Origin of the sequence: Bradyrhizobium tropiciagri (assembly GCF_018130545.1) — a bacterium.
Classification (GTDB): domain Bacteria; phylum Pseudomonadota; class Alphaproteobacteria; order Rhizobiales; family Xanthobacteraceae; genus Bradyrhizobium; species Bradyrhizobium tropiciagri_A.
Genome location: NZ_JAFCKF010000008.1, coordinates 44,117 through 69,058, shown reverse-complemented (window position 1 = coordinate 69,058; position 24,942 = coordinate 44,117). Strand labels below are relative to the sequence as shown.

The 24,942-nt window shown below is 64.9% G+C and carries 23 protein-coding genes; 14 read left to right on the top strand and 9 right to left on the bottom strand.

Annotated elements, in window-relative coordinates; all coding sequences use genetic code 11:
• The first annotated feature begins 253 nt into the window (after positions 1-253).
• Positions 254-688, top strand: coding sequence for a VOC family protein (locus JQ616_RS30325; RefSeq protein WP_212021074.1), 435 nt, complete (start codon positions 254-256; stop codon positions 686-688).
• Between the two features lie 205 nt (positions 689-893).
• On the opposite strand, the gene secA is transcribed toward JQ616_RS30325, so the two are convergent.
• Complete coding sequence (gene secA / locus JQ616_RS30320) at positions 894-3,758, bottom strand: preprotein translocase subunit SecA (protein ID WP_212021072.1); 2,865 nt, start codon at positions 3,756-3,758, stop codon at positions 894-896.
• Positions 3,759-4,113: 355 nt separating this feature from the next.
• On the opposite strand from secA, the gene JQ616_RS30315 reads away from it, so the two are divergent.
• Positions 4,114-5,070, top strand: coding sequence for a peptidylprolyl isomerase (locus JQ616_RS30315; RefSeq protein WP_212021069.1), 957 nt, complete (start codon positions 4,114-4,116; stop codon positions 5,068-5,070).
• A gap of 388 nt (positions 5,071-5,458) precedes the next feature.
• Positions 5,459-6,700: a bifunctional glutamate N-acetyltransferase/amino-acid acetyltransferase ArgJ gene (gene argJ, locus JQ616_RS30310; RefSeq protein WP_212021067.1), complete on the top strand. Its 1,242-nt coding sequence runs from the start codon at positions 5,459-5,461 to the stop codon at positions 6,698-6,700.
• Positions 6,701-6,969: 269 nt separating this feature from the next.
• On the opposite strand, the gene JQ616_RS30305 is transcribed toward argJ, so the two are convergent.
• Positions 6,970-8,319, bottom strand: a complete 1,350-nt coding sequence (locus JQ616_RS30305; protein WP_212021065.1) for a TadE/TadG family type IV pilus assembly protein — start codon at positions 8,317-8,319, stop codon at positions 6,970-6,972.
• Between the two features lie 171 nt (positions 8,320-8,490).
• On the opposite strand from JQ616_RS30305, the gene JQ616_RS30300 reads away from it, so the two are divergent.
• A complete protein-coding gene (locus JQ616_RS30300) occupies positions 8,491-8,901 on the top strand; it encodes a (deoxy)nucleoside triphosphate pyrophosphohydrolase (RefSeq protein ID WP_212021063.1) in 411 nt (136 codons plus the stop codon).
• A 275-nt stretch (positions 8,902-9,176) separates the two neighbouring features.
• Here the strand turns inward: JQ616_RS30300 and JQ616_RS30295 are convergent, their stop codons facing one another.
• Complete coding sequence (locus JQ616_RS30295) at positions 9,177-10,019, bottom strand: methyltransferase domain-containing protein (RefSeq protein WP_212021061.1); 843 nt, start codon at positions 10,017-10,019, stop codon at positions 9,177-9,179.
• A gap of 77 nt (positions 10,020-10,096) precedes the next feature.
• Between JQ616_RS30295 and JQ616_RS30290 the strand changes: the two genes are divergently transcribed.
• From JQ616_RS30290 to JQ616_RS30270, 5 genes are read left to right on the top strand one after another with little or no spacing between them, the layout of a single operon-like run.
• Positions 10,097-10,906: a ComF family protein gene (locus JQ616_RS30290; RefSeq protein ID WP_212021059.1), complete on the top strand. Its 810-nt coding sequence runs from the start codon at positions 10,097-10,099 to the stop codon at positions 10,904-10,906.
• 30 nt (positions 10,907-10,936) lie between these two features.
• On the top strand, positions 10,937-11,209 hold the full coding sequence (gene grxC, locus JQ616_RS30285; protein ID WP_212021057.1) for a glutaredoxin 3: 273 nt from the start codon (positions 10,937-10,939) through the stop codon (positions 11,207-11,209).
• A complete protein-coding gene (locus JQ616_RS30280; RefSeq protein WP_212021055.1) occupies positions 11,209-12,087 on the top strand; it encodes a carbon-nitrogen hydrolase family protein in 879 nt (292 codons plus the stop codon). Before grxC ends, JQ616_RS30280 begins: the two co-directional genes overlap by 1 nt.
• Positions 12,084-12,554: a DUF1178 family protein gene (locus tag JQ616_RS30275; RefSeq protein ID WP_212021052.1), complete on the top strand. Its 471-nt coding sequence runs from the start codon at positions 12,084-12,086 to the stop codon at positions 12,552-12,554. Before JQ616_RS30280 ends, JQ616_RS30275 begins: the two co-directional genes overlap by 4 nt.
• Positions 12,551-12,979 carry an EamA family transporter gene (locus tag JQ616_RS30270; RefSeq protein WP_212021050.1) on the top strand — a complete coding sequence of 143 codons (429 nt, stop codon included), beginning with the start codon at positions 12,551-12,553 and terminating at the stop codon, positions 12,977-12,979. Before JQ616_RS30275 ends, JQ616_RS30270 begins: the two co-directional genes overlap by 4 nt.
• A 58-nt stretch (positions 12,980-13,037) precedes the next feature.
• Here JQ616_RS30270 and JQ616_RS30265 read toward each other — a convergent pair whose 3' ends face one another.
• The 4 genes from JQ616_RS30265 to JQ616_RS30250 all read right to left on the bottom strand — a co-directional run bounded on the left by JQ616_RS30265 (position 13,038) and on the right by JQ616_RS30250 (position 15,924).
• Positions 13,038-13,937, bottom strand: a complete 900-nt coding sequence (locus JQ616_RS30265) for a DMT family transporter (protein WP_212021048.1) — start codon at positions 13,935-13,937, stop codon at positions 13,038-13,040.
• Positions 13,938-14,109: 172 nt separating this feature from the next.
• Positions 14,110-14,391, bottom strand: coding sequence for a GIY-YIG nuclease family protein (locus JQ616_RS30260; protein WP_212021047.1), 282 nt, complete (start codon positions 14,389-14,391; stop codon positions 14,110-14,112).
• A 295-nt stretch (positions 14,392-14,686) separates the two neighbouring features.
• On the bottom strand, positions 14,687-15,445 hold the full coding sequence (gene ubiG, locus JQ616_RS30255) for a bifunctional 2-polyprenyl-6-hydroxyphenol methylase/3-demethylubiquinol 3-O-methyltransferase UbiG (protein WP_212021046.1): 759 nt from the start codon (positions 15,443-15,445) through the stop codon (positions 14,687-14,689).
• Between the two features lie 11 nt (positions 15,446-15,456).
• Positions 15,457-15,924, bottom strand: a complete 468-nt coding sequence (locus JQ616_RS30250; protein WP_212021043.1) for a PH domain-containing protein — start codon at positions 15,922-15,924, stop codon at positions 15,457-15,459.
• Positions 15,925-16,146: 222 nt separating this feature from the next.
• Between JQ616_RS30250 and JQ616_RS30245 the strand changes: the two genes are divergently transcribed.
• From JQ616_RS30245 to prfA, 3 genes are all read left to right on the top strand, one after another.
• Positions 16,147-17,403, top strand: a complete 1,257-nt coding sequence (locus JQ616_RS30245) for an aspartate kinase (protein WP_212021042.1) — start codon at positions 16,147-16,149, stop codon at positions 17,401-17,403.
• Positions 17,404-17,837: 434 nt separating this feature from the next.
• Complete coding sequence (gene ptsP / locus JQ616_RS30240) at positions 17,838-20,105, top strand: phosphoenolpyruvate--protein phosphotransferase (RefSeq protein WP_212021041.1); 2,268 nt, start codon at positions 17,838-17,840, stop codon at positions 20,103-20,105.
• 57 nt (positions 20,106-20,162) lie between these two features.
• A complete protein-coding gene (prfA, locus tag JQ616_RS30235; RefSeq protein ID WP_212021040.1) occupies positions 20,163-21,242 on the top strand; it encodes a peptide chain release factor 1 in 1,080 nt (359 codons plus the stop codon).
• Positions 21,243-21,264: 22 nt separating this feature from the next.
• Here prfA and JQ616_RS30230 read toward each other — a convergent pair whose 3' ends face one another.
• A complete protein-coding gene (locus JQ616_RS30230; RefSeq protein WP_212021658.1) occupies positions 21,265-21,726 on the bottom strand; it encodes a MarR family winged helix-turn-helix transcriptional regulator in 462 nt (153 codons plus the stop codon).
• A 143-nt stretch (positions 21,727-21,869) separates the two neighbouring features.
• Positions 21,870-22,358, bottom strand: coding sequence for a hypothetical protein (locus tag JQ616_RS30225; protein ID WP_212021039.1), 489 nt, complete (start codon positions 22,356-22,358; stop codon positions 21,870-21,872).
• 244 nt (positions 22,359-22,602) lie between these two features.
• On the opposite strand from JQ616_RS30225, the gene JQ616_RS30220 reads away from it, so the two are divergent.
• Positions 22,603-23,958 carry a substrate-binding protein gene (locus JQ616_RS30220; protein ID WP_212021037.1) on the top strand — a complete coding sequence of 452 codons (1,356 nt, stop codon included), beginning with the start codon at positions 22,603-22,605 and terminating at the stop codon, positions 23,956-23,958.
• 103 nt (positions 23,959-24,061) lie between these two features.
• Positions 24,062-24,937: a branched-chain amino acid ABC transporter permease gene (locus JQ616_RS30215; RefSeq protein WP_050630714.1), complete on the top strand. Its 876-nt coding sequence runs from the start codon at positions 24,062-24,064 to the stop codon at positions 24,935-24,937.
• The last annotated feature ends 5 nt before the right edge of the window (positions 24,938-24,942 follow it).

The window sequence follows — 24,942 nt, the reverse complement described above, 5'->3', positions numbered from 1 at the left end:
AGTGGTTGATCGAAAGCCCAACATCGCCCTTGGGTGGCAGATGGATCGGCTGCGGGCTTAGCGCCGGGTTAGCGGGAACCCAAATTCGCGGAAAATACCGCCAGCCCCTCACCGACAGACGCCGGTGCGAGGGTTCCAACAAAAAGTTCGGTCGATGATGTCGGAGTGCCGGCCGCCTGCCCGTCCTCAGGATGCGCGAACGCTGCGCGCGGTTCCGGCTTTCCCGTCCCTCGATCACAAGGATCCTCTCCCCATGACTTCGATCACGCCGTTCCTGTGGCTCGACAACAATGTCCGCGATGCCGTCGCATTCTACAAATCGGTGTTTCCGAACGCCGAGATCGAGACCGTCAGCGACTTCATGGCGAGCTTCGAGCTCGAGGGGCAGCGGTTCTACGCGCTCAATGGCGGGCCGCAGCACAAGTTCAACGAGGCGGTGTCGTTCTTCCTTAGCGTCGAGACCCAGGAGCAGGTGGATTACTTCTGGAGCAAGCTCACCGACGGCGGCCAGGAATCGCGTTGCGGCTGGCTCAAGGATCGCTTCGGCCTGTCCTGGCAGGTGATCCCGACGGCACTGAGCCGCTACCTCAGCGACCCCGACCGCAAGGCCGCCGACCGCGTCATGCAGGCGATGCTGAAGATGCAGAAGATCGTGATCGCCGATCTCGACAGGGCCTATGCGGGCTGAGGCTTTAATATCAACCCGAAGGCTCATCGCCGACAATGCGGGCGTTGCTAGCGGGAGCAGCGGTAGACCGTAGGGTGGGCAAAGCGACTTGTCCGCCGTAGCTCGAAGAGCGAAGGCGGAAGCGTGCCCACCATCGCGAGCAGCGCAAGACGTGGTGGGCACGCTTTCGCTTTGCCCACCCTACAATCGCGACGATCGCGGCTGCTTACGCGTACCTGCCGTGGCAGTGCTTGTACTTCTTGCCCGAGCCGCAGGGGCAGTCCTCGTTGCGGCCGACCTTGCCCCAGCTCGTCGGATCGTTCGGATTGCGGTCGGCGGCGGCCATGGCCGGCGCCAGCGACGCCTGGGCGTAGGTGGCTTCGGTGAGGCTCGCGCGGGCGAACTCGTCCTCGCCGGTGTTGGGATCGAGCTTGTGGGCTTCCATCACCGGCAGCGGCTGCGGCGGCTCCTCGGGCGGCACGATCTCGACCCGCATCAGCTGCGCGGTGACCGCCTCACGCAGATGCGCGCTCATCTCCTGGAAGAGATTGAAGGCTTCGGTCTTGTACTCCTGCAACGGATCGCGCTGGCCGTAGCCGCGCAGGCCGATCACCTGGCGCAGATGGTCGAGCATGATCAGATGCTCGCGCCACAGATGGTCGAGCGTCTGCAGCAGGATGGTCTTCTCGACGTAGCGCATCACGTCGGGGCCCCATTGCGCGACCTTGGCCGCCATGCGCTCGTCGACATGGTTCTCGATGCGGGTGAGCAGCTCCTCGTCGGCGATGCCCTCTTCCTTGGCCCATTCGTCGACCGGCAGATCGACATCGAGCACGCGCTTGAGCTCTTCCTTGAGGCCCGCAGTGTCCCACTGCTCGGCATAGGCGTGCTCGGGGATGTGCTTGGCGACCACGTCCTCGACAAAGGCATGGCGCATGTCGGTCACGGTCTCGACCACGCTGTCGTCCTTCATCAGGTCGACGCGCTGGTCGAAGATCACCTTGCGCTGGTCGTTCTGGACGTTGTCGAACTTGAGCAGGTTCTTGCGGATGTCGAAGTTGCGCGCCTCGACCTTCTGCTGCGCCTTCTCCAGCGCCTTGTTGATCCAGGGATGGATGATGGCTTCGCCTTCCTGGAGGCCGAGCCGCTGCAGCATGCTGTCGAGCCGGTCGGAGCCGAAGATGCGCATCAGGTCGTCTTCCAGCGACAGGAAGAATTTCGAGCGGCCGGGGTCGCCCTGACGGCCGGAACGGCCGCGCAGCTGGTTGTCGATGCGACGGGATTCGTGGCGCTCGGAGCCGATGATGTAGAGACCGCCCGGCTTCTTCACGGTCCTGGCGGGCTTGTTGCCCTTGGCGGGCTCGACCTCGAAATCCTCCTCCGCCTTCAGCACGATCTCGCGGAAGCGCTCGATGTCGGCCTTGATCTGCTCGATCTTCTTGGCCTTCTCGGCCTCGTCGGTGATGCTGGCGGTCTCCTGCTGGATTCGCATCTCGAGCGAGCCGCCGAGCTTGATGTCGGTGCCGCGGCCGGCCATGTTGGTCGCGATCGTGATCGCGCCGGGCACGCCGGCTTCCGCGACGATATAGGCTTCCTGCTCGTGGAAGCGCGCGTTCAGCACCGCGAACAGCTTGGCCGGCTTGCCCGCGCGGGCGGCCGCATAAAGCTTCTCCATGCCCGACTCTGAGGTGAAGTCGATCTGCTTGTAGCCGTGCTTCTTGAGATACTCGGCCAGCACTTCCGACTTCTCGATCGACGCGGTGCCGACCAGTACCGGCTGCAGCCGCTTGTTGGCGCGCTCGATCTCGGCAAGGATCGCGCCGTATTTCTCGTTCTGCGTACGATAGACCTCGTCGTCCTCGTCGAGGCGCGCCACCGGCAGGTTGGTCGGGATCTCGACGACCTCGAGCTTGTAGATGTCGAACAGTTCGTCGGCTTCGGTCAGCGCCGTGCCGGTCATGCCGGACAGCTTCTGGTACATCCGGAAATAGTTCTGGAAGGTGATCGAGGCCAGCGTCTGGTTCTCGGGCTGGACCGTGACGTGCTCCTTGGCTTCCAGCGCCTGGTGCAGGCCTTCCGAATAGCGCCGGCCCTGCATCATGCGGCCGGTGAATTCGTCGATGATCACGACCTCGTCGTCACGGACGATGTAGTCCTTGTCGCGGGTGAACAGCGTGTGGGCGCGGAGCGCCTGGTTGACGTGATGCACGACGGAGACGTTCTCGACGTCGTACAGCGAGTCGCCCTTGAGCTGGCCGGCGTCGCGCAGCAGGTTCTCGAGCTTCTCCATGCCGGCTTCGGTCAGCGTCACCGTGCGCTGCTTCTCGTCGACCTCGTAGTCGTCCTTCTTGACGAGCTTCGGCATGAATGTGTCGATGGTGTTGTAGAAATCCGAACGGTCGTCGAGCGGGCCGGAGATGATCAGCGGCGTGCGCGCTTCGTCGATCAGGATCGAGTCGACTTCGTCGACGATCGCGTAGAAATGCTCGCGCTGGACCATGTCCTCCAGGCGGTACTTCATGTTGTCGCGCAGATAGTCGAAGCCGTATTCGTTGTTGGTGCCGTAGGTGATGTCGCAGGCATAGGCCGCCTTGCGCTCGGCGTCGTCGAGGCCGTGCACGATCACGCCGGTGGTCAGGCCGAGGAATGCGTAGATCTGGCCCATCCAGCCGGAGTCGCGGCGGGCGAGGTAGTCGTTGACGGTGACGACGTGGACGCCCTTGCCGGCGAGCGCGTTGAGGTAGACCGCGAGCGTCGCAACCAGCGTCTTGCCTTCGCCGGTCTTCATCTCGGCGATGTCGCCCTCATGCAGCACCATGCCGCCGATCAGCTGAACGTCGAAATGGCGCTGGCCGAGCGTCCGCTTGGCCGCCTCGCGCACCGTGGCGAAGGCCGGGACCAGGAGATCGTCCAGCGTCTTGCCGTTCGCGAGCTGCTGCTTGAATTCGGCGGTGCGGGCCTTGAGCTCGTCGTCGGAGAGCTTGATGAGCTCGGGCTCCAGCGCGTTGATGGCGCTGACGCGGGACTGATAGCCCTTGACCCGACGGTCGTTGGCGGAGCCGAAAAACTTGCGGGCGAGCGCGCCGATCATGCGAAATTCCTGTTCTTCGGTCTCGAGTTCGGTCTTGGTTTACAGCCTGAGATGGTCCAACGGGTCGCCTATCAACTCACCGTGACGCGCTACGGCTCGAGCCCCGACCCGGGGCTCCCTAGCCAATTAAGTGGGAAACAGGCCATCCTGGGTTCAACGGCGAAAAACGCAGCAAAATAAGCGCTCTCACCGCCGACACGGTCGGCCAGAGATATGGCCCGGTCGGGGGGTTGTCAACGCCGCCAAGATGTCAAGGAATTCATCATTTTGACAAGACTTTCGCGTTGCCAATGTAACACGATTGGGCGAGTGTCCGCCCCGCTCGAGCTTCCCCCCTTTAGACCAAGGATTTTGCATGACCACCTCGCCCCCGGAAACCAAAACCGGCCTGCGCCTCGGCCTCGCCACCCTGGCCGCCACGGGCTGTCTTGTCGCAGTGCTGGCTGCCGGCCTTCCGGTCCGCGCCGCGGAGTCCGACCCGGTGCTGGCGAAGGTCAACGGTTCCGAGATCCATGCCAGCGACGTGGCGCTGGCCGAGGAGGAACTCGGCCCGAGCCTGGCGCAGATGGACCCGGCGACCAAAAAGGACAACGTGCTGTCCTTCCTGATCGACATGAAGATCGTGTCCAAGGCCGCCGAGGACAAGAAGATCGAGAACAATGACGACTTCAAGAAGCGGCTCGCCTTCACCCGCAACCGCCTGTTGATGGACAGCCTGCTCGCCAGCGAGGGCAAGGCCGCGACCACCGACGACGCCATGAAGAAGGTCTATGACGAGGCCGCCAAGCAGATCACCGGCGAGCAGGAAGTGCGCGCCCGCCACATCCTGGTCGAGACCGAGGACGAGGCCAAGGCGATCAAGGCCGAACTCGACAAGGGCGCGGATTTCGCCGAACTCGCCAAGAAGAAGTCCAAGGACCCCGGCGCCTCCGACGGCGGCGACCTCGGCTTCTTCACCAAGGAGCAGATGGTGCCGGAATTCTCCGCGGTCGCCTTCTCGCTCGAGCCGGGCAAGATCTCCGATCCGGTCAAGTCGCAGTTCGGCTGGCACATCATCAAGGTCGAGGAAAAGCGCAACCGCAAGGCGCCCGACTTCCAGCAGGTGAAGGCCCAGATCGAGACCTATGTGACCCGCAAGGCCCAGGCCGACTACGTCGCCAAGCTGCGCGAGGCCGCCAAGGTCGAGCGCATGGACAAGCCGGCCGAGACCGCCAAGGACGCGGCACCGGCAAAGGACGCGACGGCGCCGGCGGATGCCGCCAAGGACGCGCCGAAGCCGGCCGACAACAAGATGGCGCCGGCGAAGAAGTAAGCTTCGCGAAACAGACGCAGTTGCGATGGCCGGGCATGTCCCGGCCATTTGCGTTTTTGGGTATCGTCGCGGTCACACCCATAGCTGTCGTCCCTGCGAAAGCAGGGACCCATACTCCGCGGCCCACCTTGTGAGCGGGACTCGTCGTTCCGAAGCCGGGCAACAATCAACATCGGTGGTTATGGGTCCCTGCTCCCGTGCGCAATTGCGCACTAGGCAGGAACGACACCGACGATGTTGCGGCGCTTATGGCATCTTGCGATCAATCCGCCGGGCTAGGGGGCTCTTTGAACAATTCATGACAGCCGCAATCGTGGCTTCGCCCTCTCCCGCTTCTCACGGTGAGATGATATGCAGCGCTTCCCTCCCCGTAGCCGGAAGCTTGCCGATGTCCACCGCCGTCTCCCCCCTCGCCCCGCCCGACGTTCCCGAGATGCCCGTGATCGCGGGTGTGCGGCTTGCGACCGCTGCCGCCGGCATCCGCTACAAGGGGCGCACCGACGTGCTGCTGGCGCTGATGGACAAGGGCACCACGGTCGCCGGCGTCTTCACCAAGTCGAAATGCCCGTCGGCGCCGGTCGAATGGTGCCGTGCCAAGCTGAAGGGCGGCAGCGCCCGCGCGCTGGTGGTCAATTCCGGCAACGCCAACGCCTTCACCGGCAAGACCGGCAAGGCGTCGACCGCGCTGACCGCGCAGATCGCATCGAAGGCGGTCGGCTGTTCGACCTCGGATGTGTTCCTTGCCTCCACCGGCGTGATCGGCGAGCCGCTCGACGCCACCAAGTTCGACGGCGTGCTGGCGCAGCTCGCCGAGACCGCAACGCCGGATCTCTGGATGGACGCGGCGAAGGCGATCATGACCACCGACACCTTCCCGAAGGTCGCCACCGCGACCGTCAAGCTCGGCAAGGCCAAGGTGACGATCAACGGCATGGCCAAGGGCGCCGGCATGATCATGCCCGACATGGCGACCATGCTGTCCTTCATCTTCACCGACGCGCCGCTGTCGGCCGGGGTGCTGCAATCGCTGCTCAAGACCAGTGTCGAGGACACCTTCAATGCGCTGACGATCGACGGCGACACCTCGACCTCGGACACGCTGCTGGCGTTTGCGACCGGCGCCGCGGCCGCCCATGGCGCGCCGAAGATCTCGCGCGCCAGCGACCCGCGCCTGAAGGCCTTTGCAAAAGCATTCCAGCAGATCCTCGCCAACCTCTCCGAGCAAGTGGCCCGCGACGGCGAAGGCGCGCGCAAGCTGGTCGAGGTCGTGGTCGAGGGCGCCACGACAAAGCCGTCCGCCCGCAAGATCGCGATGTCGATCGCCAATTCGCCGCTGGTGAAGACCGCGATCGCCGGCGAGGACGCCAATTGGGGCCGCGTGGTGATGGCGGTCGGCAAGGCCGGCGAGCCCGCCAACCGCGACAAGCTCTCGATCTCGTTCAACGGCATCCGCGTCGCCAAGAGCGGCGCGCGCGATCCGTCCTACAACGAGAAAGAGGTGTCGGAGGCGATGAAAGCGCCGAAGATCCAGATCAAGGTCGCGCTCGGCCTCGGCAAGGCCAAAGACCGCGTGCTGACCTGCGACCTCACCAAGGAATACGTCACGATCAACGGCGATTACCGGTCGTAGGCGCTTTCGTCATTGCGACGAGCGAAGCGACGAAGCAATCCATCTGTCCGGCGTGCGGTCAGATGGATTGCTTCGCTTCGCTCGCAATGACGATGCTAGTCCCGTCATCCTGAGGTGCGAGCCTTGCGGCGCACTTGCGCCGCTGGGCGAGCCTCGAAGGATGCACGGCCCCGGTGGCGCCGCGTGGAGAGAGCCGGGCCGTCGACCCTTCGAGACGGCCGCTTCGCGGCCTCCTCAGGGTGACGGAGATAGAATGCCGCCGCACGTCGCTAGCTGCTGATCCGCGCGTCCGCGACGGCCTTCTTGAACAACGCGTTCATCGCGTCCGAAATGCCCTGGGTCGGGCTGACCTCGAAATAGAAGCCCGGCGAGGCGCAGGCCTGCATGTTCTGCGCGATCTGGCTGTTCGGCGACGGGCCGAACGGGCCCTGATTGAACGGATCGATCCAGGTCATGTACCAATTGTTGGTCGGCAGCTGCAGATAGGTGGTGTAGAGCACCGCGATCTTGATGCCGCGATTCTTGATCGCCGTGCAGAGCGCCGGATTGATCGGCGACTGGCAGCGATTGCTGCCGGTGATCGGCTTCAGGCAGCTTGAATTGGGTTCGTCAGCCACGCCGTCGGACACGAAGAACAGAAACTTCATCGGTGCCGATGACGTGCCGGCGCCCGGGTTTCCGATCTGGTTGTTGATCTGCGGAAAGATCGTGGTGAACTGGCTGTCCTTGTCCGCGGTGTAGGCATCGTTGTTGCCGTAGACGCCCATCAGATCGATGTTGCCGGCCGCCGACTTTGCACTCGACAGGCTCGACGACAGGGTGAACAGGCTGCGCAGGCCATAGGTCGCCGAGGACGCACCGAAATCATAGATCGCCATGCGGAACTGGCTCGAATAGGTCTGGGTCGTCGCCGCGGTGTCCATCAATTGCTGGGTCGCGCTGCGCAGCACGTCGATCCGCGTCGTCACGCCAAGCGATTTCGCCAGATTGTAGTAGTTGTTGGGGTCGTTGTAGTCGTGGCAGGCGAAGGCGCATTGATCGTTCGGCTTGAAGCTGTTGCCGGTGGTGGCCTTGACCAGGGCGGCGACGTCCGTCGGCGTGGCGCCGACGCCCATCGACGGCGAATTGTCGAGCAGCAGGTAGAAGTCGATGTAGAGCGGCATGTTCGCGGTCGAGGTCGACGACCCGGACACGGACATCTTGCTTTGGCCGATCACGCCGAGAAACATGGTGGGAACGTCGGCGGTGAACTGGACCTTCGAGGTGATCGTGCCGCCGGTCTTGGTCACCGTCGGCGTCACGCTGGTCAGCGTGAAGCCGTTCTGGTTGAAGATGTTACCGTTGAAGATCTTCCGCGCGTCGGCCTCGCCGGCGGAGATCTCACCATCCGAGGTCATGGCGCCGGCGGCAATGAAGCCGGGCGACTTCTTGGCGACCGACCCGACGCTCGCCGCGTCGGCGGCGGCGATCAGCTTGCTGCGAATCTGGTTGGCACGGGAATAGTCGACCGCGCATCCGACCGCGATGACGAGTGGCAGCAAAGCGAGGCCGAAGGTCATCGCGATATTGCCGGAGCGATCGCGACGGAAACGGCTGATGATCCGGATCAAGGTGCTCATGGATTATATCGGCAAAGGATATGATGGGTCGATAAACAGCTGCACCCTGCCGACTGCGGATTAAGGCGGGCTTATCGCGAATGAAGAAAAAGTGCACCGCGACAAATCGTTTGGCGGCGGGAGCTTTGCTGGTTAATGAAATCTTGAAGATTGGAAGGGCATCCGGACCGCATGGCTGACATCAAGCTGACCCTCGTCGTCGCCTGCGCGCTGGTCGACGCCGACAAGCGCGTGCTGCTGGCGCAGCGCCCCGCAGGCAAAGCGCTGGCGGGGCTGTGGGAATTCCCCGGCGGCAAGATCGAGCCCGGCGAGCGGCCGGAAGAGACCCTGATCCGCGAGTTGCACGAGGAGATCGGCATCACCGTGAGCGAGCCCTGCCTCGCGCCGCTGACCTTCGCCAGCCATGCCTACGAGACCTTCCATCTCTTGATGCCGCTCTACATCTGCCGGCGCTGGGAAGGCATGGCGGTGGCGCGCGAGGGGCAGAACCTCGCCTGGGTGCGCGCCAACAAACTGCGCGACTACCCGATGCCGCCGGCGGACATTCCGCTGCTGCCGCATCTGATGGATCTGCTGCTGTGACCTTCTGCCGCTCCCGCTCGCGGGGGAGGCGCGTTGCCAAAGAATATCGAAAACAACCCCATGCACAGTAGCCGGCGATGACCCGGCGCTCGACCAGGCGACTTGACACGTCGGGCAACTCATCGGCATAATTCCATTATTCCGAAATTGCGCTTGCAACCGTCGCCCCCTTTTGTAGGGAGCGGTCGGCCGCCTTCGGCGGCAGTCTCTAGGAGACGCCGAAGCAGAGATTTCGCTGCCGCGCGATGAGCGAACGACCGTGAGGGCCGCACGCGTCAGCGCTTCACCTGCTTCACCGCCGCCTCCAAACTCGCCTTCGCCGAGCCGGGCTTGAGCGGCTTTTGCTGACTGTCATGCGGCGCCCAGCCGGAGAGCCAGACGATGTCGAAGGTGGCGCGGATGCGGCCGTCGGCATCGGCGAAGCGCTCGCCGTAGATCTGCGCCATCCGCAGCATGGTGGCGCGGCGGGTCGGAGTGTGACGGCGCTCGCGCAGCACGTTGGTCGCGCCCATCCGCCGCAGGTCAGCCATCAGCGCGAACGCGCTCGAATAGCGCACCACGACGCGGTCGACGTCGGTGACCGGCAACGCGAAGCCGGCCCGCTGCAACAGCGCGCCGATGTCGCGCAGATCGGCGAACGGCGCGACCCGCGGCGAGACGCCGCCCTCGCATTCGGCCTCCGCCGCGGCAAAGCTCTGCCGCAGCTCGGTCAGCGTATCGCCGCCCAGCATCGCAGCGAGCAGCAGCCCATCCGGCTTCAGCGCCCGGCGGATCTGCGCCAGCACGCCCGGCAGATCGTTGACGAACTGGAAGGCCAGCGCGGAGACCACAAGATCGAGCGACTCCGGTGGCAGGCCGAGCGCTTCCGCTTCTGAGAAGCCGATCGCATCGACCGCGGCGACACGTCCGCGCAGGACCTCCGCGAGCCCGTCACCCGGCGTCCAGACATCGGCCGCCGCCGAAAAGCTGCGCGACACCGCCTGCAAGCGGTCCGCCATGTCCTCGGTGGCGCGCTCGAGCAGGAACGTCGCCGCCCCCGCGGCCCGCGCACGCTTAAGCCGCGCGCCGAGCGATGCGCGATCGAACAGGATGGGGGCTGCGGGCGGTATCGTTGCCATGGCGGGTTGGTTACGCCGGACCGCCGCCGCAGGCAATGCGCCTTGAGCCTGCGTTGACCAAACGCTAGCCTCACCCCATGGACGCCGAGGCATCACCGATACGCGCCATGACCGGTCATTTGCAGCGCGCGCTTGGCGCGGTCGGGGGCGCGTGGCTGCGCACCGCGCGGCTCATGCTCGACGTCGCGCTGCCGACGCTGTGCGTGTCCTGCCGCGAGCCGGTTCATGGCGAAGGTGTCTGCGCGGACTGCTGGGCCAAATTGTCGTTCATCGCGCCGCCGTTCTGCCCGCGGCTCGGGATTCCCTTTGTCTACGATCCCGGGCCCGAGCTGCTGTCGATGGAGGCGATCGCCAATCCGCCGGCCTACCAGCGCGCCCGCGCCGCGGTGCGCTATGACGACGTCGCGCGCACGCTGGTGCATGCATTAAAATACCAGGATCGCACCGATCTGGCGCCGACAATGGGCCGCTGGATGGCGCGGGCGGGGAAGGAATTGCTAACCGATGCCGATATGCTGGTTCCGGTTCCTCTGCATTGGCGACGGGGCTGGAGCCGGCGCTACAACCAGTCCGGCGCGCTCGCCAAGGTGATCGCGCGCCAGAGCGGCGTCAAAATGGTCTCCGAGGCGCTGCGGCGCGTCCGCGCCACCGAGCAGCAGATCGGGCTGTCGCGCAAGGACCGCGCCAGCAATGTGCAGGGCGCATTCGGGGTCGCCGATGAATGCAAGGCTGAGATCCAGGGCCGCCGTGTGATCCTGGTCGACGACGTCCTGACCTCGGGCGCCACAGTGGATGCCTGCGCGCGGGCCTTGCTGCGCGCCAAGGCCGCGCAGGTCGACGTGCTGGTGTTCGCCCGGGTTGTCGAGCAGCACCGCGCTCCCATATAATCTAAGTATTCTGGTTCAACCGAGCACACCATGACCGCTGCCATTGAAATCTATACCCGCCCGGGCTGCGGTTATTGCACCGCGGCCAAATCGCTTTTGACGCGCAAGAACGCGGCGTTCACCGAATTGAGCGTCGCCAGCAACCCGGCCTATCGCGACGAGATGTACAGCCGCGCCGGCGCCGGGACGACATTCCCGCAGATCTTCATCGGCAAGACGCATGTCGGCGGCTGCGACGAGCTCTACGCGCTCGACCGCGAGGGCAAGCTCGACGGCCTGCTCAGCAACGGAGGCGGCGCCTGATGAGCACGGACAACATTTTCACCGCCGCGATGGTGCAGATGCGCACCGGATTGCTGCCGGAGCCGAGCCTCGAGCAGGGCACGCGGCTGATCCGCGAGGCGGCGGCGCAGGGTGCCAAATACGTGCTGACCCCCGAGGTCAGCAACATGATGCAGCTGAACCGCAAGGCGCTGTTCGAGCACCTGGCGAGCGAAGAAGACGACAAGTCGCTACAGGCCTATCGCGCGCTCGCCACTGAGCTGAAGATCCATCTGCATATCGGCTCGCTGGCGCTGCGCTATTCGCCGGAGAAGGCGGTCAACCGCTCGTTCCTGATCGGGCCCGAGGGCAACGTGCTCGCGAGCTACGACAAGATCCATATGTTCGATATCGACCTGCCAGGCGGCGAGAGCTACCGCGAATCGGCCAATTACCAGCCCGGCGAGACCGCCGTGATCTCCGACCTGCCCTGGGGCCGGATCGGACTGACGATCTGCTACGACGTGCGCTTCCCGGCGCTGTACCGCGCGCTGGCCGAAGCCGGAGCGTCGTTCCTCACGGTACCCTCCGCCTTCACCCGCAAGACCGGCGAGGCGCATTGGCACACGCTGCTGCGCGCCCGCGCCATCGAGACCGGCTGCTTCGTGTTCGCCGCCGCGCAGGCCGGCCTGCATGAGAACAAGCGCGAGACCTTCGGCCATTCGCTGATCATCGACCCCTGGGGCGAGATCCTCGCCGAGGGCGGCGTCGAGCCGGGCGTGTTCCTCGCCGAGATCGATCCGGCCAAGGTCGAGACCGCGCGCAAGACCATTCCCTCGCTGCAGCATGGCAGGCGTTTCGGCATCGCCGACCCCAAGGCCGGCCCGGAGCATCTGCACCTCGTCCGGGGATCGGCATGATCCGCTACACGCTGCGCTGCGAGCGAGGCCATCAGTTCGAGAGCTGGTTCCAGAGCTCTTCGGCCTATGAATCGCAGGAGCGGCGGCACCTGATCGATTGCCCGTCCTGCGGCTCCGACAAGGTCGAGCGCGCCATCATGGCGCCGCGAGTGATCGGCAAGAAGGGCCGCGAACCGGCCCAGCCGGCGCCGGCCGTACCCGTCGAAACGGCGTCCAACGAGTCGACCTCGCTGATGATGGCGCAGGAGCGTGAGCTGCGCAGCAAGCTGAAGGAACTGCGCGACCATATCGTGAAGAACGCGGACAATGTCGGCGACCGCTTCCCCAACGAAGCGCGCAAGATGCATTACGGCGATATCGAGCACCGCCCGATCTACGGCGAAGCCTCGCCCGAGGAGGCCCGTGCGCTGATCGACGAAGGCGTCGAGGTTTCGCCGCTGCCGACGCTGCCGGAAGACCGGAATTGACCTCGACCTGGCAGGTCTGGGCGTTTCTCTCCGCCGTGTTCGCGGCGCTGACCGCGATCTTCGCCAAGGTCGGCGTCGAGGGCATCAACTCCGACCTCGCCACCCTGATCCGCACCGTGGTCGTGCTGATCACGCTGTCGGCGATGCTGTTCGCGACCGGGCAATTCACCCAGGCTGGACCAATCTCGTCCAAGAGCTGGCTGTTCCTGCTGCTGTCCGGGCTCGGCACCGGCGCCTCGTGGATCTGCTATTTCCGCGCGCTCAAGCTCGGGCCGGCGACGCTGGTGGCGCCGATCGACAAGCTCAGCGTGGTGCTGGTGGCGCTGTTCGGCGCCGTCTTCCTCGGCGAGCGCCCCTCGGCCTATGGCTGGATCGGGATCGCGCTGATCTCAGCGGGAGCTGTATTGATCGCAGTGAAGGGCTAAAGCGTTTTCGAGCGAAGTGGGCACCGGTTCGCGTGAAGAAAACGCGTCAGACAAGAGTCTACGCGGCGATCAAGAGCGCGACACCGATCACGATCAGGACGATGCCGAACACCTCACGCAGCGAGAACGGCTGCTTGAGCGAGAAATACGCCACGCCCTGCGCGAACAGCACCTCGATCAGCGCCAGCGTGCGCACATTGGCGGCGGCGGTGAGCGCGAACGCCAGGAACCAGAACTGCGATGAGAACGCGCCCATGAAGCCCGCGAACATCGAGGGCCGCCACAGGCCGAGGATCTTCCGCAGCACGTCGGGCGCGCGCAGCAAGAGATAGACCGACAGGATCAGGGTCTGGACGAACAGGCTCCACATCAGCGTGTAGGAGGCCGCCGTCACGAACGACACCCCGGGCACGGCAATGATGGCGCCGCGGAAGCTCACCGCCGAGATCGCGAACACCGCGGCGGCGCCAAGGCCGAGCACGGTCGGGCGCAGATCGGCAAAGCTCTTCTGCCCGCCGGGCCTGAGCGCGGTGACGACGACGCCGATGGTCGCGATCACGATCGCGATCACCTTTGATGTCGTGAGATGGTCGCCGAGGAAGATGAAGCCGAAGATCGCGGTCTGGATCGCCTCGGTCTTCATATAGGCGGTGGTCACCACGAAGGAGCGGTCGTTCATCGCCAGCAGCATGAAGCCGGTGCCGACGATCTGGCTGAGCGCGCCGGACAGCAGCCACGGCCAGAACGAGGCCGCCGGCCACGGCACGCGATCGCCGGTTGCGATGATCGCGAGCGCGAAGAACACCACCGAGAACGGCAGGCCGAACAGGAAGCGGATATTGGTCGCGCCCCAGGTCCCGAGCGGCCCAGTCAGCTGCCGCTGCATCGCATTGCGCGCCACCTGCCCAAACGCAGCGACGATGGTGAAGGGAATCCAGAGCGAGGCGATGGTGAACATGCGGATTCAGGAAAGCGTGCCGGGGGCGGGAGTACACGCGCAACGTGCCGACTGCGGATGATGCGGTCAACTGATGCGGCGCATGACAGGGCTGCGATCGAGCCGCAAATCCGGTGTCGTCCCTGCGAAAGCAGGGACCCATAACCACAGGGCGCGGTTCGGGGCACACCGGTTAGACCAGCAGGTCGCTGAGGTCCCGCCACTCCGGATTTTCGCGCTCGATCATCTCTATCTTCCAATCGCGCTTCCATTTCTTGAGTTGCTTCTCGCGCGTGATGGCGTCCTCGGCGCGCTGATATGATTCGACGTGTACGAGACGATAGACGCCGTAGGTTTTGACGAACGACGAGCCGTTACCAGCCTTGTGCTCTTCCAGTCGCTTCTGAACGGAATTCGTTACGCCGATATACAGCGTGCCATGGCGCCGGCTAGCGAGGATGTAGACGTAGTACATGCTCGGAACGCTGATCTCGCCCGATTGTTGGGCCCGGTGGTTATGGGTCCCTGCTTTCGCAGGGACGACACCGCCGGGATGGCAACAGCGTCTCACATCTGAACCAGCTGCGCCACAAACTCCGTGTCGCCCCTGCGAAAGCAGGGGCCCATAACCACAGGATGCCGTGTGGGGCACAATGGGCGGACAGCAATCTACATGCTCGGAATGAGGATCTCGCCCAATTAGCTAGGCCGGTGGTTATGGGTCCCTGCTTTCGCAGGGACGACACCGGTGATGCGGAGACCAAACAGCCCTACACCTCTTCCGCGACCACCATGTAGTTCACGTCCATGTCGGTCGACACGGTCCATTTGTCGGCGAGTGGATTGTAGACCACGCCGGCCTGTTCGGTGACGGTGAGGTTGACGTCGCCGAGATAGCGCTCGAGCTCGGCGGGGGTGACGAACTTGCTCCATTCATGGGTGCCGCGCGGCAGCCAGCGCAGCACGTATTCGGCGCCGACGATCGCCAGCGCGAAGCTCTTCCAATTGCGGTTCAGGGTCGAGACCACCATCAGCCCGCCGGGCTTGAGCATGACAGCGCAGCGCTTGATGAAGGCGCCGACGTCGTTGACGTGCTCGACCACCTCCATCGCCAGCACGATATCGAAGCGCTCGCGCGCGTCCATGTCCTCGACCGTCGTGCAGCGGTAGTCGATCGACAGATGGCCCTTGTCGGCGTGCAGCTTCGCCGCCGAGATGTTGGTGGCGGACGGATCGATCCCGATCACCTGGGCGCCGAGCCGGGTGAACGGTTCGCACAGCAGGCCGGCACCGCAGCCGATGTCGAGCAGGCGCAGGCCGGACAGGCAGTTCAGGCTCTTGGCGTTGCGCTCGAACTTGCGGCAGGCGGCGTCGCGGATATAGGTCAGGCGCAGCGGATTGATCTTGTGCAGCGGCGCCATCTTGCCGCGCGGATCCCACCACTCGTCCGACAGCTTTGAGAATTTTGCGATCTCGGCCGGGTCGACCGAGCTGGCGGTGGCATTGGAAAGAGTTGTCTGCATCGTCATGTTGCGCGCCCCTATCGCGCGGTGATCGAACTGCGGAACGCCAGCGGCGAAGCGATGGTCCGGATCTTCTCAAAACCCTCGCCGACGCCGCGGATGGTCACGTCGCCATAATTGAAGATGCGCCCAAGGATGCTCTGGTTAACGTCGACGCTCTCGACCTTGTCGAGGCTCATCTCGAAGGTGCGCCGCTTGATGAACCCGGTCTTGTGGACCACGCGCAGATTGGTGACGTCGGTCTCGGTGGTCCAGCGGTGGAACCAGGCCGCGGCAGTCCAGTACAGCGCCGCGACGGCGACCACGGCGGCGGCCGCCAGGCATGCCAGTGCAAGGCCGTCGACCGTCGTCATGCGCGAGAGAACGAGCAGCGCCAGCGCGACGATCCAGGCCAGGATCGCCTGCCAGTAGAAGATCCAGTGCGCATTGGTGGAATACAGCACCTTCTCGCCAGGCTGCAGGATATCGTCGATGTAACGTCCCATCCAATCCGCCTTCGCATTACGCCCGAGTCACCCCCGCGAGTCACCCCAGCGCCACAGCCCGCCCGCAACCGGCAAAAACACCCCTAAAGGACCTCAAGAGAGCCCTACCAACCGGCTTGCCCCCGGGCGCGGCGCTATGTATACGCGCCTTTCGGTGCCCGCGCTTGCGGTTTTCGGCGTGGGTTAACCTACTTATCCTCTTAAAGGAATAGACGCGTCGTCATGGGCCGCCTCGTGATGAAATTCGGCGGTACGTCCGTCGCCAATATCGATCGTATCCGCAACGTCGCGCAGCATGTGAAGCGCGAGGTCGACGCGGGCCACGAGGTCGCCGTGGTCGTCTCCGCGATGTCCGGCAAGACCAACGAGCTGGTGGCCTGGTGCACCGAGGCCTCGCCGATGCACGACGCCCGCGAATATGACGCGGTGGTCGCCTCCGGCGAACAGGTCACCTCGGGCCTGCTCGCGATCGTGCTGCAGGGCATCGGCATCCAGGCCCGCTCCTGGCAGGGCTGGCAGATCCCGATCAAGACCTCGGACGCGCATGCTTCGGCGCGCATCCTCGATATCGACGGCACCGAGATCATCGACCGCTTCAAGGAGCGCAAGGAAGTCGCGGTGATCGCCGGCTTCCAGGGCATCAATCCGGACACCGGCCGCATCACCACGCTCGGCCGCGGCGGTTCGGACACCTCGGCGGTGGCGATCGCAGCGGCGCTGAAAGCCGACCGCTGCGACATCTACACCGATGTCGACGGCGTCTACACCACCGATCCCCGCGTGGTGCCGAAGGCGCGCCGGCTCGACAAGATCGCGTTCGAGGACATGCTGGAGCTGGCCTCGCAGGGCGCCAAGGTGCTGCAGGTTCGCTCGGTGGAACTCGGCATGGTGCACAACATGCCGATCTTCGTGCGCTCCAGCTTCGACAAGCCAGAGGATATCGACCCGCACGCCAACCAGCCGCCGGGCACGCTGATCTGCAGCGAGGAGGAAATCATGGAAATGCACGTCGTCACCGGCATCGCCTTCTCGAAGGACGAAGCCCAGATCTCCGTGCGCCAGATCGAGGACAAGCCGGGCGTCGCCGCGGCGATCTTCGGGCCGCTCGCGGATGCCAACATCAATGTCGACATGATCGTGCAGAACGTGTCCGAGGACGGCAAGACCACCGACCTGACCTTCACCGTGCCGGCCACCGACTACAACCGCGCCAAGGACACCATCACCGCCGCCAAGGCCAAGATCGGTTATGTCAGGCTCGACACCGAGACCGACGTCGCCAAGGTCTCGGTGATCGGCAGCGGCATGCGGAGCCATGCCGGCGTCGCGGCCAAGGCGTTCAAGGCGCTGGCCGACCGCAACATCAACATCCGCGCCATCACCACCTCCGAGATCAAGTTCTCGGTGCTGATCGACGCCGCCTACACCGAACTCGCGGTGCGCACCCTGCATACGCTGTACGGGCTGGATCAGGCGTAGGGCTTTTGGGGAACCCTCTTCCCTTGTGGGAGAGGGTGGCGCCGAAGGCGCCGGGTGAGGTCCGCCTCCGCGGAGAGAAACCCCTCATCCGTCGCGGACTTCGTCCGCGACATCTTCTCCACAAGGGGAGAAGGGAAGAGAGCCTGTCCGGCCCCCGCCCCGGAGTTAGAATTTCTCTTAGCGGGCGCAGCATAGGGCTGACGCAGACGTTATTTGCTACTGGCAGGCGTTTTGCTTGGCAAAGCCAGCCTCGATTGGCTATACGGCCAGTCAGGTAGGCTGTCGCAAACTATGGCACAGTTTGAGCGATCCCGAATCGGCGGGAACTGGCGCGGGCGGCGACACCGAATGACTAAAATTGTTGTTTTTGACGAGTTTTGCGCCAGCGGCCGACCAGCCCGGTGCGCCGGCCTCGTGGGGAGGGACTGAAGCACATGCGGAGCGCGTCGGGAGGCCCACGCATCCTGTTGAGACGGCTCCGCGAAACCATGGCGGAGCAAGTCTCCGCCCAGGAGCGCCTCGACAAGATCGTGGTGCTGATCGCGGCCAACATGGTGGCCGAGGTCTGCTCCTGCTACGTGCTGCGCATCGACAACACACTCGAGCTCTACGCCACCGAAGGTCTGAACCGCGACGCCGTGCACCGCACCGTGCTGAGCGCGCATGAAGGCCTGGTCGGCCTCGTCGCCAGCGAGGCGACGCCGCTCAATCTGTCCGACGCGCAAAGCCATCCGGCCTTCGCCTATCGTCCGGAGACCGGCGAAGAGATCTACCACTCGTTCCTCGGCGTGCCGATCCTGCGCGCCGGCAACACGCTCGGCGTGCTGGTGGTGCAGAACCGCGCCAAGCGCACCTATGTCGAGGAAGAGGTCGAGGCGCTGCAGACCACCGCCATGGTGCTGGCGGAGATGATCGCCTCCGGCGAGCTCGCGGCGCTGGCACAGCCCGGCGCCGAGCCCGCCGCACGGCACTCGCTGCACAAGACCGGCGCGGTGCTGTCCGACGGCATCGCGCTTGGCCATGTCGTGCTGCACGAGCCGCGCGTCGTCATCACCAATTACATTGCCGAGGACCTGCCGAAGGAGGTCAAGCGGCTCGACACGGCACTGGCGAATTTGCGCGCCGATCTCGATCGCATGCTGGAGCGCGGCGACGTCGCCGACGGCGGCGAGCACCGCGAGGTGCTGGAAGCCTACCGGATGTTCGCCAACGACCAGGGCTGGTCGCACAAGCTGCATGAGGCGGTCGCCACCGGCCTCACCGCCGAAGCCGCGGTCGAACGCGTACAGTCCGACACCCGCGCGCGCATGCTGCGCTCGACCGATCCCTATCTGCGCGACCGCCTGCACGACCTCGAGGATCTCGGCCACCGCCTGATGCGGCAACTGGTCGGCCAGGACCATGCGCCGTCGCGCGAGCAGCTGCCCGACAATGCCATCCTGATCGCCCGCGCCATGGGCCCTGCGGCGCTGCTCGACTACGACCGCAAGCGGCTGCGCGGCCTGGTGCTGGAGGAAGGCACTGCGAACTCCCACGTCTCGATCGTGGCGCGCGCGCTCGGCATTCCCGCGGTCGGCGAAGTGCCGAACGCACCCGGCATCGCCGATCCCGGTGATGCCATCATCGTCGACGGCATTTCCGGCGAGATCTATGTCCGCCCCTCCGCCGAGATCGAATCGGCCTATGCCGAGCGGGTCCGGTTCCGGGCGCGGCGGCAGGCGCAATATTCGGCGCTGCGCGACAAGCCCTGCGTCACCAGGGACGGCCAGCCGATCGAGCTCCTGATCAATGCCGGCCTGACCATCGACCTACCGCATATCGAGGACACCGGCAGCGCCGGCATCGGCCTGTTCCGCACCGAATTGCAGTTCATGGTGAGCCCGAGCCTGCCGCGTTCGAGCGACCAGCTCGCACTGTATCGCACGGTGCTCGATGCCGCGGGCGCAAAACCCGTCACCTTCCGCACGCTCGACATCGGCGGCGACAAGGCGCTGCCCTATATGGAGACCGTGGTCGAGGAAAATCCGGCGCTCGGCTGGCGCGCGATCCGGCTCGGCCTCGATCGCCCCGGCCTGCTGCGTGGCCAGATCCGCGCACTGCTGCGCGCCGGCGGCGGCCGCGCGCTGAAGATCATGTTCCCGATGATCTCCGACATCGCCGAGTTCGACCAGGCCAAGGCGATCGTCGAGCGCGAGCTGACCTATCTGCGCCAGCACGGCCATTCGCTGCCCGAGCGGATCGACATCGGCACCATGGTCGAGGTGCCGGCGCTGCTCTACCAGCTCGACGAATTGCTGAAGAAGGTCGACTTCGTCTCGGTCGGCTCCAACGACCTGTTCCAGTTCCTGTTCGCGGTCGACCGCGGCAATGCCAAGGTTTCGGAGCGCTTCGACATCCTGTCGGCGCCGATCCTGCGCGCGCTGCGCGACATCGTGCGCAAGGCCAGGACCGCGAAGAAGGTCGCATCGCTGTGCGGCGAGATGGCGTCGAAGCCGATCGGCGCGCTGGCGCTGATTGCGCTCGGCTATCGCTCGCTGTCGCTATCGGCGACTGCGCACGGCCCGGTCAAGGCATTGATCCTCGACCTCGACGCCAGAAAGGCCGAGGCGATGATCAATCCGCTGCTCGACGCCCCGGTCGGCAGCGTGTCGATCCGCGAGGCGCTGACCAAGTTTGCGGAAACCGAGGGGCTGGCCTTGTAGCGACGCTGTCGTCGCCTCTGCCGCCCTTCGCGCCTCCCGCAAATTCGAGATACTGCCATGCTACCCGAAGCCAAACTCGACGTCCTGCTCGCCCATCACGCCTCGCTCGAGGCCGAGCTGCTCGGCGAGGTCAAGTCCGATCGCTATGTTGCGATCACGCGCGAGCTCGCCGAGCTCAACCCGCTGATCGACGCGGTGAAGACTTATCGGTCAGCCCGAACCGAACTCACCGACACCGAGGCGATGCTGGCGGATGCCGGCACCGATCCCGAGATGCGCGGCATGGCGGAGGCCGAGCTGGAGACGCTGCAAGCGCGGATCGGCGATCTCGAGCAGAAGATCCGCGTTGCGCTGTTGCCGAAGGACGCGATGGACGACCGCAACGTGGTGCTGGAAATCCGCGCCGGCACCGGCGGCGACGAGGCCTCGCTGTTCGCCGGCGACCTGTTCCGGATGTATGAGCGCTTCGCGGCTTTGCAGGGCTGGAAGGTCGAGGTGATCTCGGCCAGCGAAGGCACCGTCGGCGGCTTCAAGGAAATCATCGCCGAGGTGCAGGGCCGCGGCGCGTTCGCCAAGCTGAAATTCGAGTCCGGCGTGCATCGCGTGCAGCGCGTGCCCGACACCGAAACGCAGGGCCGCATCCACACTTCGGCGGCGACGGTCGCCGTGCTGCCCGAGGTCGAGGACGTCGACGTCGACATCAAGGACACCGACTTGAGGATCGAGACCATGCGCGCCGGCGGCGCCGGCGGTCAGCACGTCAACAAGACCGAATCTGCGATCCGCATCACCCATCTGCCAACCGGCATCGTGGTGATGATGCAGGACAGCCGCTCGCAGCATAAAAACCGCGCGTCGGCGATGAACATCCTGCGCTCGCGCATCTATGATGCCGAACGCCAGCGCGTCGAGGCCGCGCGCTCCGCCGACCGCAAGGAGAAGGTCGGCTCCGGCGACCGCTCCGAGCGCATCCGCACCTATAATTTCCCGCAAGGGCGCGTCACCGACCACCGCATCAATCTGACGCTCTACAAGTTGCCGCAGGTGATCGCCGGCGAAGCGCTGGGCGAGCTGATCGATGCGCTGACCACCGAGCACCAGGCCGCGCAGCTCGCCGCCCAGGGCGCCGCGGCCTGACGCGCGCCGCCGGACGCATCGGTCACGGCTCGCCGGGCTGCGGAGCGGAGCGCAACAAGCGCCGCAACGCCGGGCTGGCGGCTCGACGAAGCTCCTCGATGTTCTTTTTCGAGATCGCCTGAAGCTTCTGCTCGCCCTTTGCCGTCAGCTTGAGCTGGACCCGCCTCGCGTCCTCGGGGTCGGTCACCCGGTTGATCAGCCCGAGCTTCGCCATGCGGTTCATCAGCTCGACGGCAGAGTGATGCCGGATCAGCAGAAAGCGAGCGATATCGCCGACGGTCGGAGGACCGGGCTCGACGAAGCCCTTGATCCCGAGCAGCGCCTGATGCTGCTGCGGCGTCAGCCCAACTTTCCGGGCCCCCTCCTCGCTGAACGCGAGAAACGTCCGCAGCTCATAGCGAAACTGCGCCAGCGCCCGATAGTCGACAGCGGCATCGCGCTTCGTGGTTCCGTTCGGTGCGCGTCGCTGCTTCGGCTGAGGCATTCGGTTGTCCCGCTGGGTGCTCGCTCCGCCCCACGGCAGAAACTCCACCAGGTTACCAAGTCCGCGCCTGGCGGACCATGCTACCGCAAGCCTTCACCCTCTGTTTTCAACGGTTTGCCGACCCAGAACCCTGCGGCGCACGGTCACGGCTGCGGCCAGTGATCGTAGCTCGAGCTGAGTATCTTCAAGAGGACGATCTGGAAGGCGACCGGGATCCGCGGGCTCCTGCGTCGGATCGACTTCTCCAGCGCCTCGGTGATCTCGCTCTTGGTCAGGTCACCGGCCGAGGCACGCTCGACCAGACCACCCCAGACCTCCGACAGCGATTTGCCGGTATGATGCGGCGACGGGATCGAGATCCCGCGCGTCGCGGCCCAATCGATGATCTCGCGCATGGTTTGCCGCCCGCAATTGCGCGCGGTCGCAAGATGGCGCGCAGTGAGCAACCGCAGCAGATCGTCCGGCGGCGTCCAGCCCAGCTTCGGCGGCACTTCGTCGAGCAGCTCCAGCGACAGTTCCTTCAGAACGTTGAGCGCGCGGATGCTCAGCCCGCCCGACGGCTCAGCGCCGCCGCCCTCGGTCACGCTGTGCTCTGCGGCATTTGCGGTGCGATTTGAAGGCTCTTCGATCATCGCCCCCTCACTTACAGGACCTGCACCCGCGCGGTAAACCCTCGATGCATCGTGGCCCGATATTAATTCCATCGGAGGCCGATATGATTCGACGAAAGGTGACATTGACTAAATATGCCGGTGGGGAATTGTAGCTGCGACGGGCTGCCACATCGCAGCCGGCGCATCCCGCCGCCGATCGATCCGATCCGGCGACGAATGAACATGCGCGCCAACAATCAATATAATTGGAGGATATCGAGCGATGAGCACCAAGGATTTTCGGCCGGGCAGAACATCGAGCGTTTCGCGTCGCACCCTGTTGCAGGCCGGTGCAGGCCTGATCGGCGGCACCGTGCTGCCGGCATCGATGGCGTCCCGGGCATTTGCCGAAGACAAGCCGGCGATCGGGACCTATCCGGCCGGCACGTCCGGCTCCTCGGCCTTCATCGGCATCTCGGTGCCGCGCACCGGTACCTATGCGGTGCAAGGCGAGGATGAACTCAAGGGCTATCAGCTCGCGATCGAGCACATCAACAGCGGCCACGACCTGATCAAGAAGATCTCGCCGAAGACCAGCAAGGGCGTGCTCGGAAAGGAGCTGAAGTTCGGCGTGGCGGATTCCGCGGCGAAGCCGAACGAGGCCGTGCAGGCGCAGCAGCGCTTCATCTCGGAGAACAAGGCTGTCATGATCACCGGCGGCACCTCCAGCGCGGTCGCGGTGGCGCTGAACAAGCTGGCGCAGCGCGAGAAGGTGATCTTCGTCTGCGGCATCTCCGGATCGAACGACACCACCGGCAAGGACTGCGTGCGCTACGGCTTCCGCCAGAACTTCTTCGGCCAGACCGCGGCCGCCGCGATCGCGCCGGTGCTGATCAAGCAGTTCGGCAAGGACAAGAAGGCCGCCTACCTGACGCCCGACTACACCTACGGCCACACCGTCACCAAGTCGATGCAGGACTTCCTCGCGCAGGCGGGCTGGACCACGGTCACCAATCAGGTGTCGCCGCTCGGCGCCCCCGATTATTCGTCCTACCTGCTCAACGTCGCCAATTCCGGCGCCGACGTGCTGATCAACGTCAACTGGGGGCACGACGCCGTGCTGTCGACGCAGCAGGCCAAGCAGTTCGGCGTGCTCGACAAGATGAAGCTCGTGGTGCCCTACCAGGTGCCGTTCATCGCCCGCGAGACCGGCGGCCTGATGCAGGGCGTTTATGCCGCGACCGATTACTGGTGGACCATCGAGGACAAGTATCCGCTGGCCAAGATGTTCAACGAAGCCTTTAACAAGAAATTCGGGTACCAGCCCGAATGGGGCGCCGAGAACGCCTATATCAGCTTCGCGCACTGGGCCCGCATGGTCGAGGAGGCCGGCAGCTTCTTCCCGCCCGACGTCATCAAGGCCTATGAGAAGGGCGAGACCATCCCGTCGCTGGTCGGCGACGTGCATTACCGCCCCGAGGATCACCAGTGCGTCCGTCCTGTCATCATCGTCCGCGGCAAGATGGAAAAGGAGATGAAGAACAAGGAGGACTATTACGAGGTGGTCGAGATCGTCCCCGGCGAAGGCCTGATGCAGAAGCCGGACGCGTTCGGCTGCCATCTCGGCGACTACACCTGATTGACGTGAGACGACTCGGCGCCGTGGGCGGGGCGACCCGACCCGCGGCGCCGCCTTGTGTCAGAACGCATCCTCCATTGACCAGGCCAACTGAACGCACGCCATGATCAACTGGCCAAATTTCGTCTCGCAACTTTTCAATGGGCTGGCGCTCGGCGCGCTGCTCGCGCTGATCAGCTCCGGGCTGACGATCATCTACGGCACGCTCGGGGTGCTCAACCTCGCCCACGGCGCCATGTTCATGATCGGCGGCTACGCCGGATACGTGACCTATTCCTACACCGGCTCGTTCATCCTCGCCGTCATCGCCGGATCGTTGTTCGTGATGGCGCTTGGCGTTGCGATGGAGCGGATCATCATCCGCCATTTCTACCATCGCCCGCATGAGGACCAGCTGCTGGTCACGTTCGGCCTCGGCATCTGCTTTGTCGAGATCGTGCGGCTGATCTTCACCAGCCAGTCGCAGGTGGTGCCGCCGCCGGCGCTGTTGCAGGGCATTACCTCGCTCGGCTTCCTGTTCTACCCGACCTACCGGCTTGCCGTGGTCGGCATCGTCGCGGTCGCGCTCGGCGGGTTGTTCCTGATCCTGTATCGCACCCGACTCGGCATGATCGTGCGCGCCGGCATCGAGGACTCGGTGATGGTCGATTCGCTCGGCATCAACGTCTATCGCGTCTTCATGATCGTGTTCGGCATCGGCGCGATGGCCGCGGGCTTCGCCGGCATCATCAATGCGCCCGTGGTGTCGCTGACGCCCGGCGTCGGCGACGACATCCTGGTCGAGACCTTCGTGGTGGTGGTGATCGGCGGCGTCGGCTCGTTCCCCGGCGCCATCCTCGGCGGACTGATCGCCGGCGAGATCATCAGCATCACCTCGATGTTCAACCCCGGTTACGCCTACGTCATGCTGTTCGCGGCGATGACGCTCGTGCTCGTGCTCCGACCGCACGGCCTGCTCGGCACGCAGGGCCGCGAATGACGACG

What these genes read in the sequence shown, in the direction of transcription:
- JQ616_RS30275 (WP_212021052.1), top strand. Translation starts at nt 12,084, where the DNA reads ATGATCCGCTACACGCTGCGCTGCGAGCGAGGCCATCAGTTCGAGAGC.
- JQ616_RS30260 (WP_212021047.1), bottom strand. Translation starts at nt 14,391, where the DNA reads ATGTACTACGTCTACATCCTCGCTAGCCGGCGCCATGGCACGCTGTAT.
- JQ616_RS30250 (WP_212021043.1), bottom strand. Translation starts at nt 15,924, where the DNA reads ATGGGACGTTACATCGACGATATCCTGCAGCCTGGCGAGAAGGTGCTG.
- JQ616_RS30290 (WP_212021059.1), top strand. Translation starts at nt 10,097, where the DNA reads ATGGACGCCGAGGCATCACCGATACGCGCCATGACCGGTCATTTGCAG.
- grxC (WP_212021057.1), top strand. Translation starts at nt 10,937, where the DNA reads ATGACCGCTGCCATTGAAATCTATACCCGCCCGGGCTGCGGTTATTGC.
- JQ616_RS30280 (WP_212021055.1), top strand. Translation starts at nt 11,209, where the DNA reads ATGAGCACGGACAACATTTTCACCGCCGCGATGGTGCAGATGCGCACC.
- JQ616_RS30245 (WP_212021042.1), top strand. Translation starts at nt 16,147, where the DNA reads ATGGGCCGCCTCGTGATGAAATTCGGCGGTACGTCCGTCGCCAATATC.
- ubiG (WP_212021046.1), bottom strand. Translation starts at nt 15,445, where the DNA reads ATGACGATGCAGACAACTCTTTCCAATGCCACCGCCAGCTCGGTCGAC.
- JQ616_RS30225 (WP_212021039.1), bottom strand. Translation starts at nt 22,358, where the DNA reads ATGATCGAAGAGCCTTCAAATCGCACCGCAAATGCCGCAGAGCACAGC.
- prfA (WP_212021040.1), top strand. Translation starts at nt 20,163, where the DNA reads ATGCTACCCGAAGCCAAACTCGACGTCCTGCTCGCCCATCACGCCTCG.
- JQ616_RS30300 (WP_212021063.1), top strand. Translation starts at nt 8,491, where the DNA reads ATGGCTGACATCAAGCTGACCCTCGTCGTCGCCTGCGCGCTGGTCGAC.
- JQ616_RS30215 (WP_050630714.1), top strand. Translation starts at nt 24,062, where the DNA reads ATGATCAACTGGCCAAATTTCGTCTCGCAACTTTTCAATGGGCTGGCG.
- JQ616_RS30295 (WP_212021061.1), bottom strand. Translation starts at nt 10,019, where the DNA reads ATGGCAACGATACCGCCCGCAGCCCCCATCCTGTTCGATCGCGCATCG.
- JQ616_RS30315 (WP_212021069.1), top strand. Translation starts at nt 4,114, where the DNA reads ATGACCACCTCGCCCCCGGAAACCAAAACCGGCCTGCGCCTCGGCCTC.
- argJ (WP_212021067.1), top strand. Translation starts at nt 5,459, where the DNA reads ATGTCCACCGCCGTCTCCCCCCTCGCCCCGCCCGACGTTCCCGAGATG.
- JQ616_RS30325 (WP_212021074.1), top strand. Translation starts at nt 254, where the DNA reads ATGACTTCGATCACGCCGTTCCTGTGGCTCGACAACAATGTCCGCGAT.
- JQ616_RS30220 (WP_212021037.1), top strand. Translation starts at nt 22,603, where the DNA reads ATGAGCACCAAGGATTTTCGGCCGGGCAGAACATCGAGCGTTTCGCGT.
- JQ616_RS30265 (WP_212021048.1), bottom strand. Translation starts at nt 13,937, where the DNA reads ATGTTCACCATCGCCTCGCTCTGGATTCCCTTCACCATCGTCGCTGCG.
- JQ616_RS30230 (WP_212021658.1), bottom strand. Translation starts at nt 21,726, where the DNA reads ATGCCTCAGCCGAAGCAGCGACGCGCACCGAACGGAACCACGAAGCGC.
- ptsP (WP_212021041.1), top strand. Translation starts at nt 17,838, where the DNA reads ATGCGGAGCGCGTCGGGAGGCCCACGCATCCTGTTGAGACGGCTCCGC.
- secA (WP_212021072.1), bottom strand. Translation starts at nt 3,758, where the DNA reads ATGATCGGCGCGCTCGCCCGCAAGTTTTTCGGCTCCGCCAACGACCGT.
- JQ616_RS30305 (WP_212021065.1), bottom strand. Translation starts at nt 8,319, where the DNA reads ATGAGCACCTTGATCCGGATCATCAGCCGTTTCCGTCGCGATCGCTCC.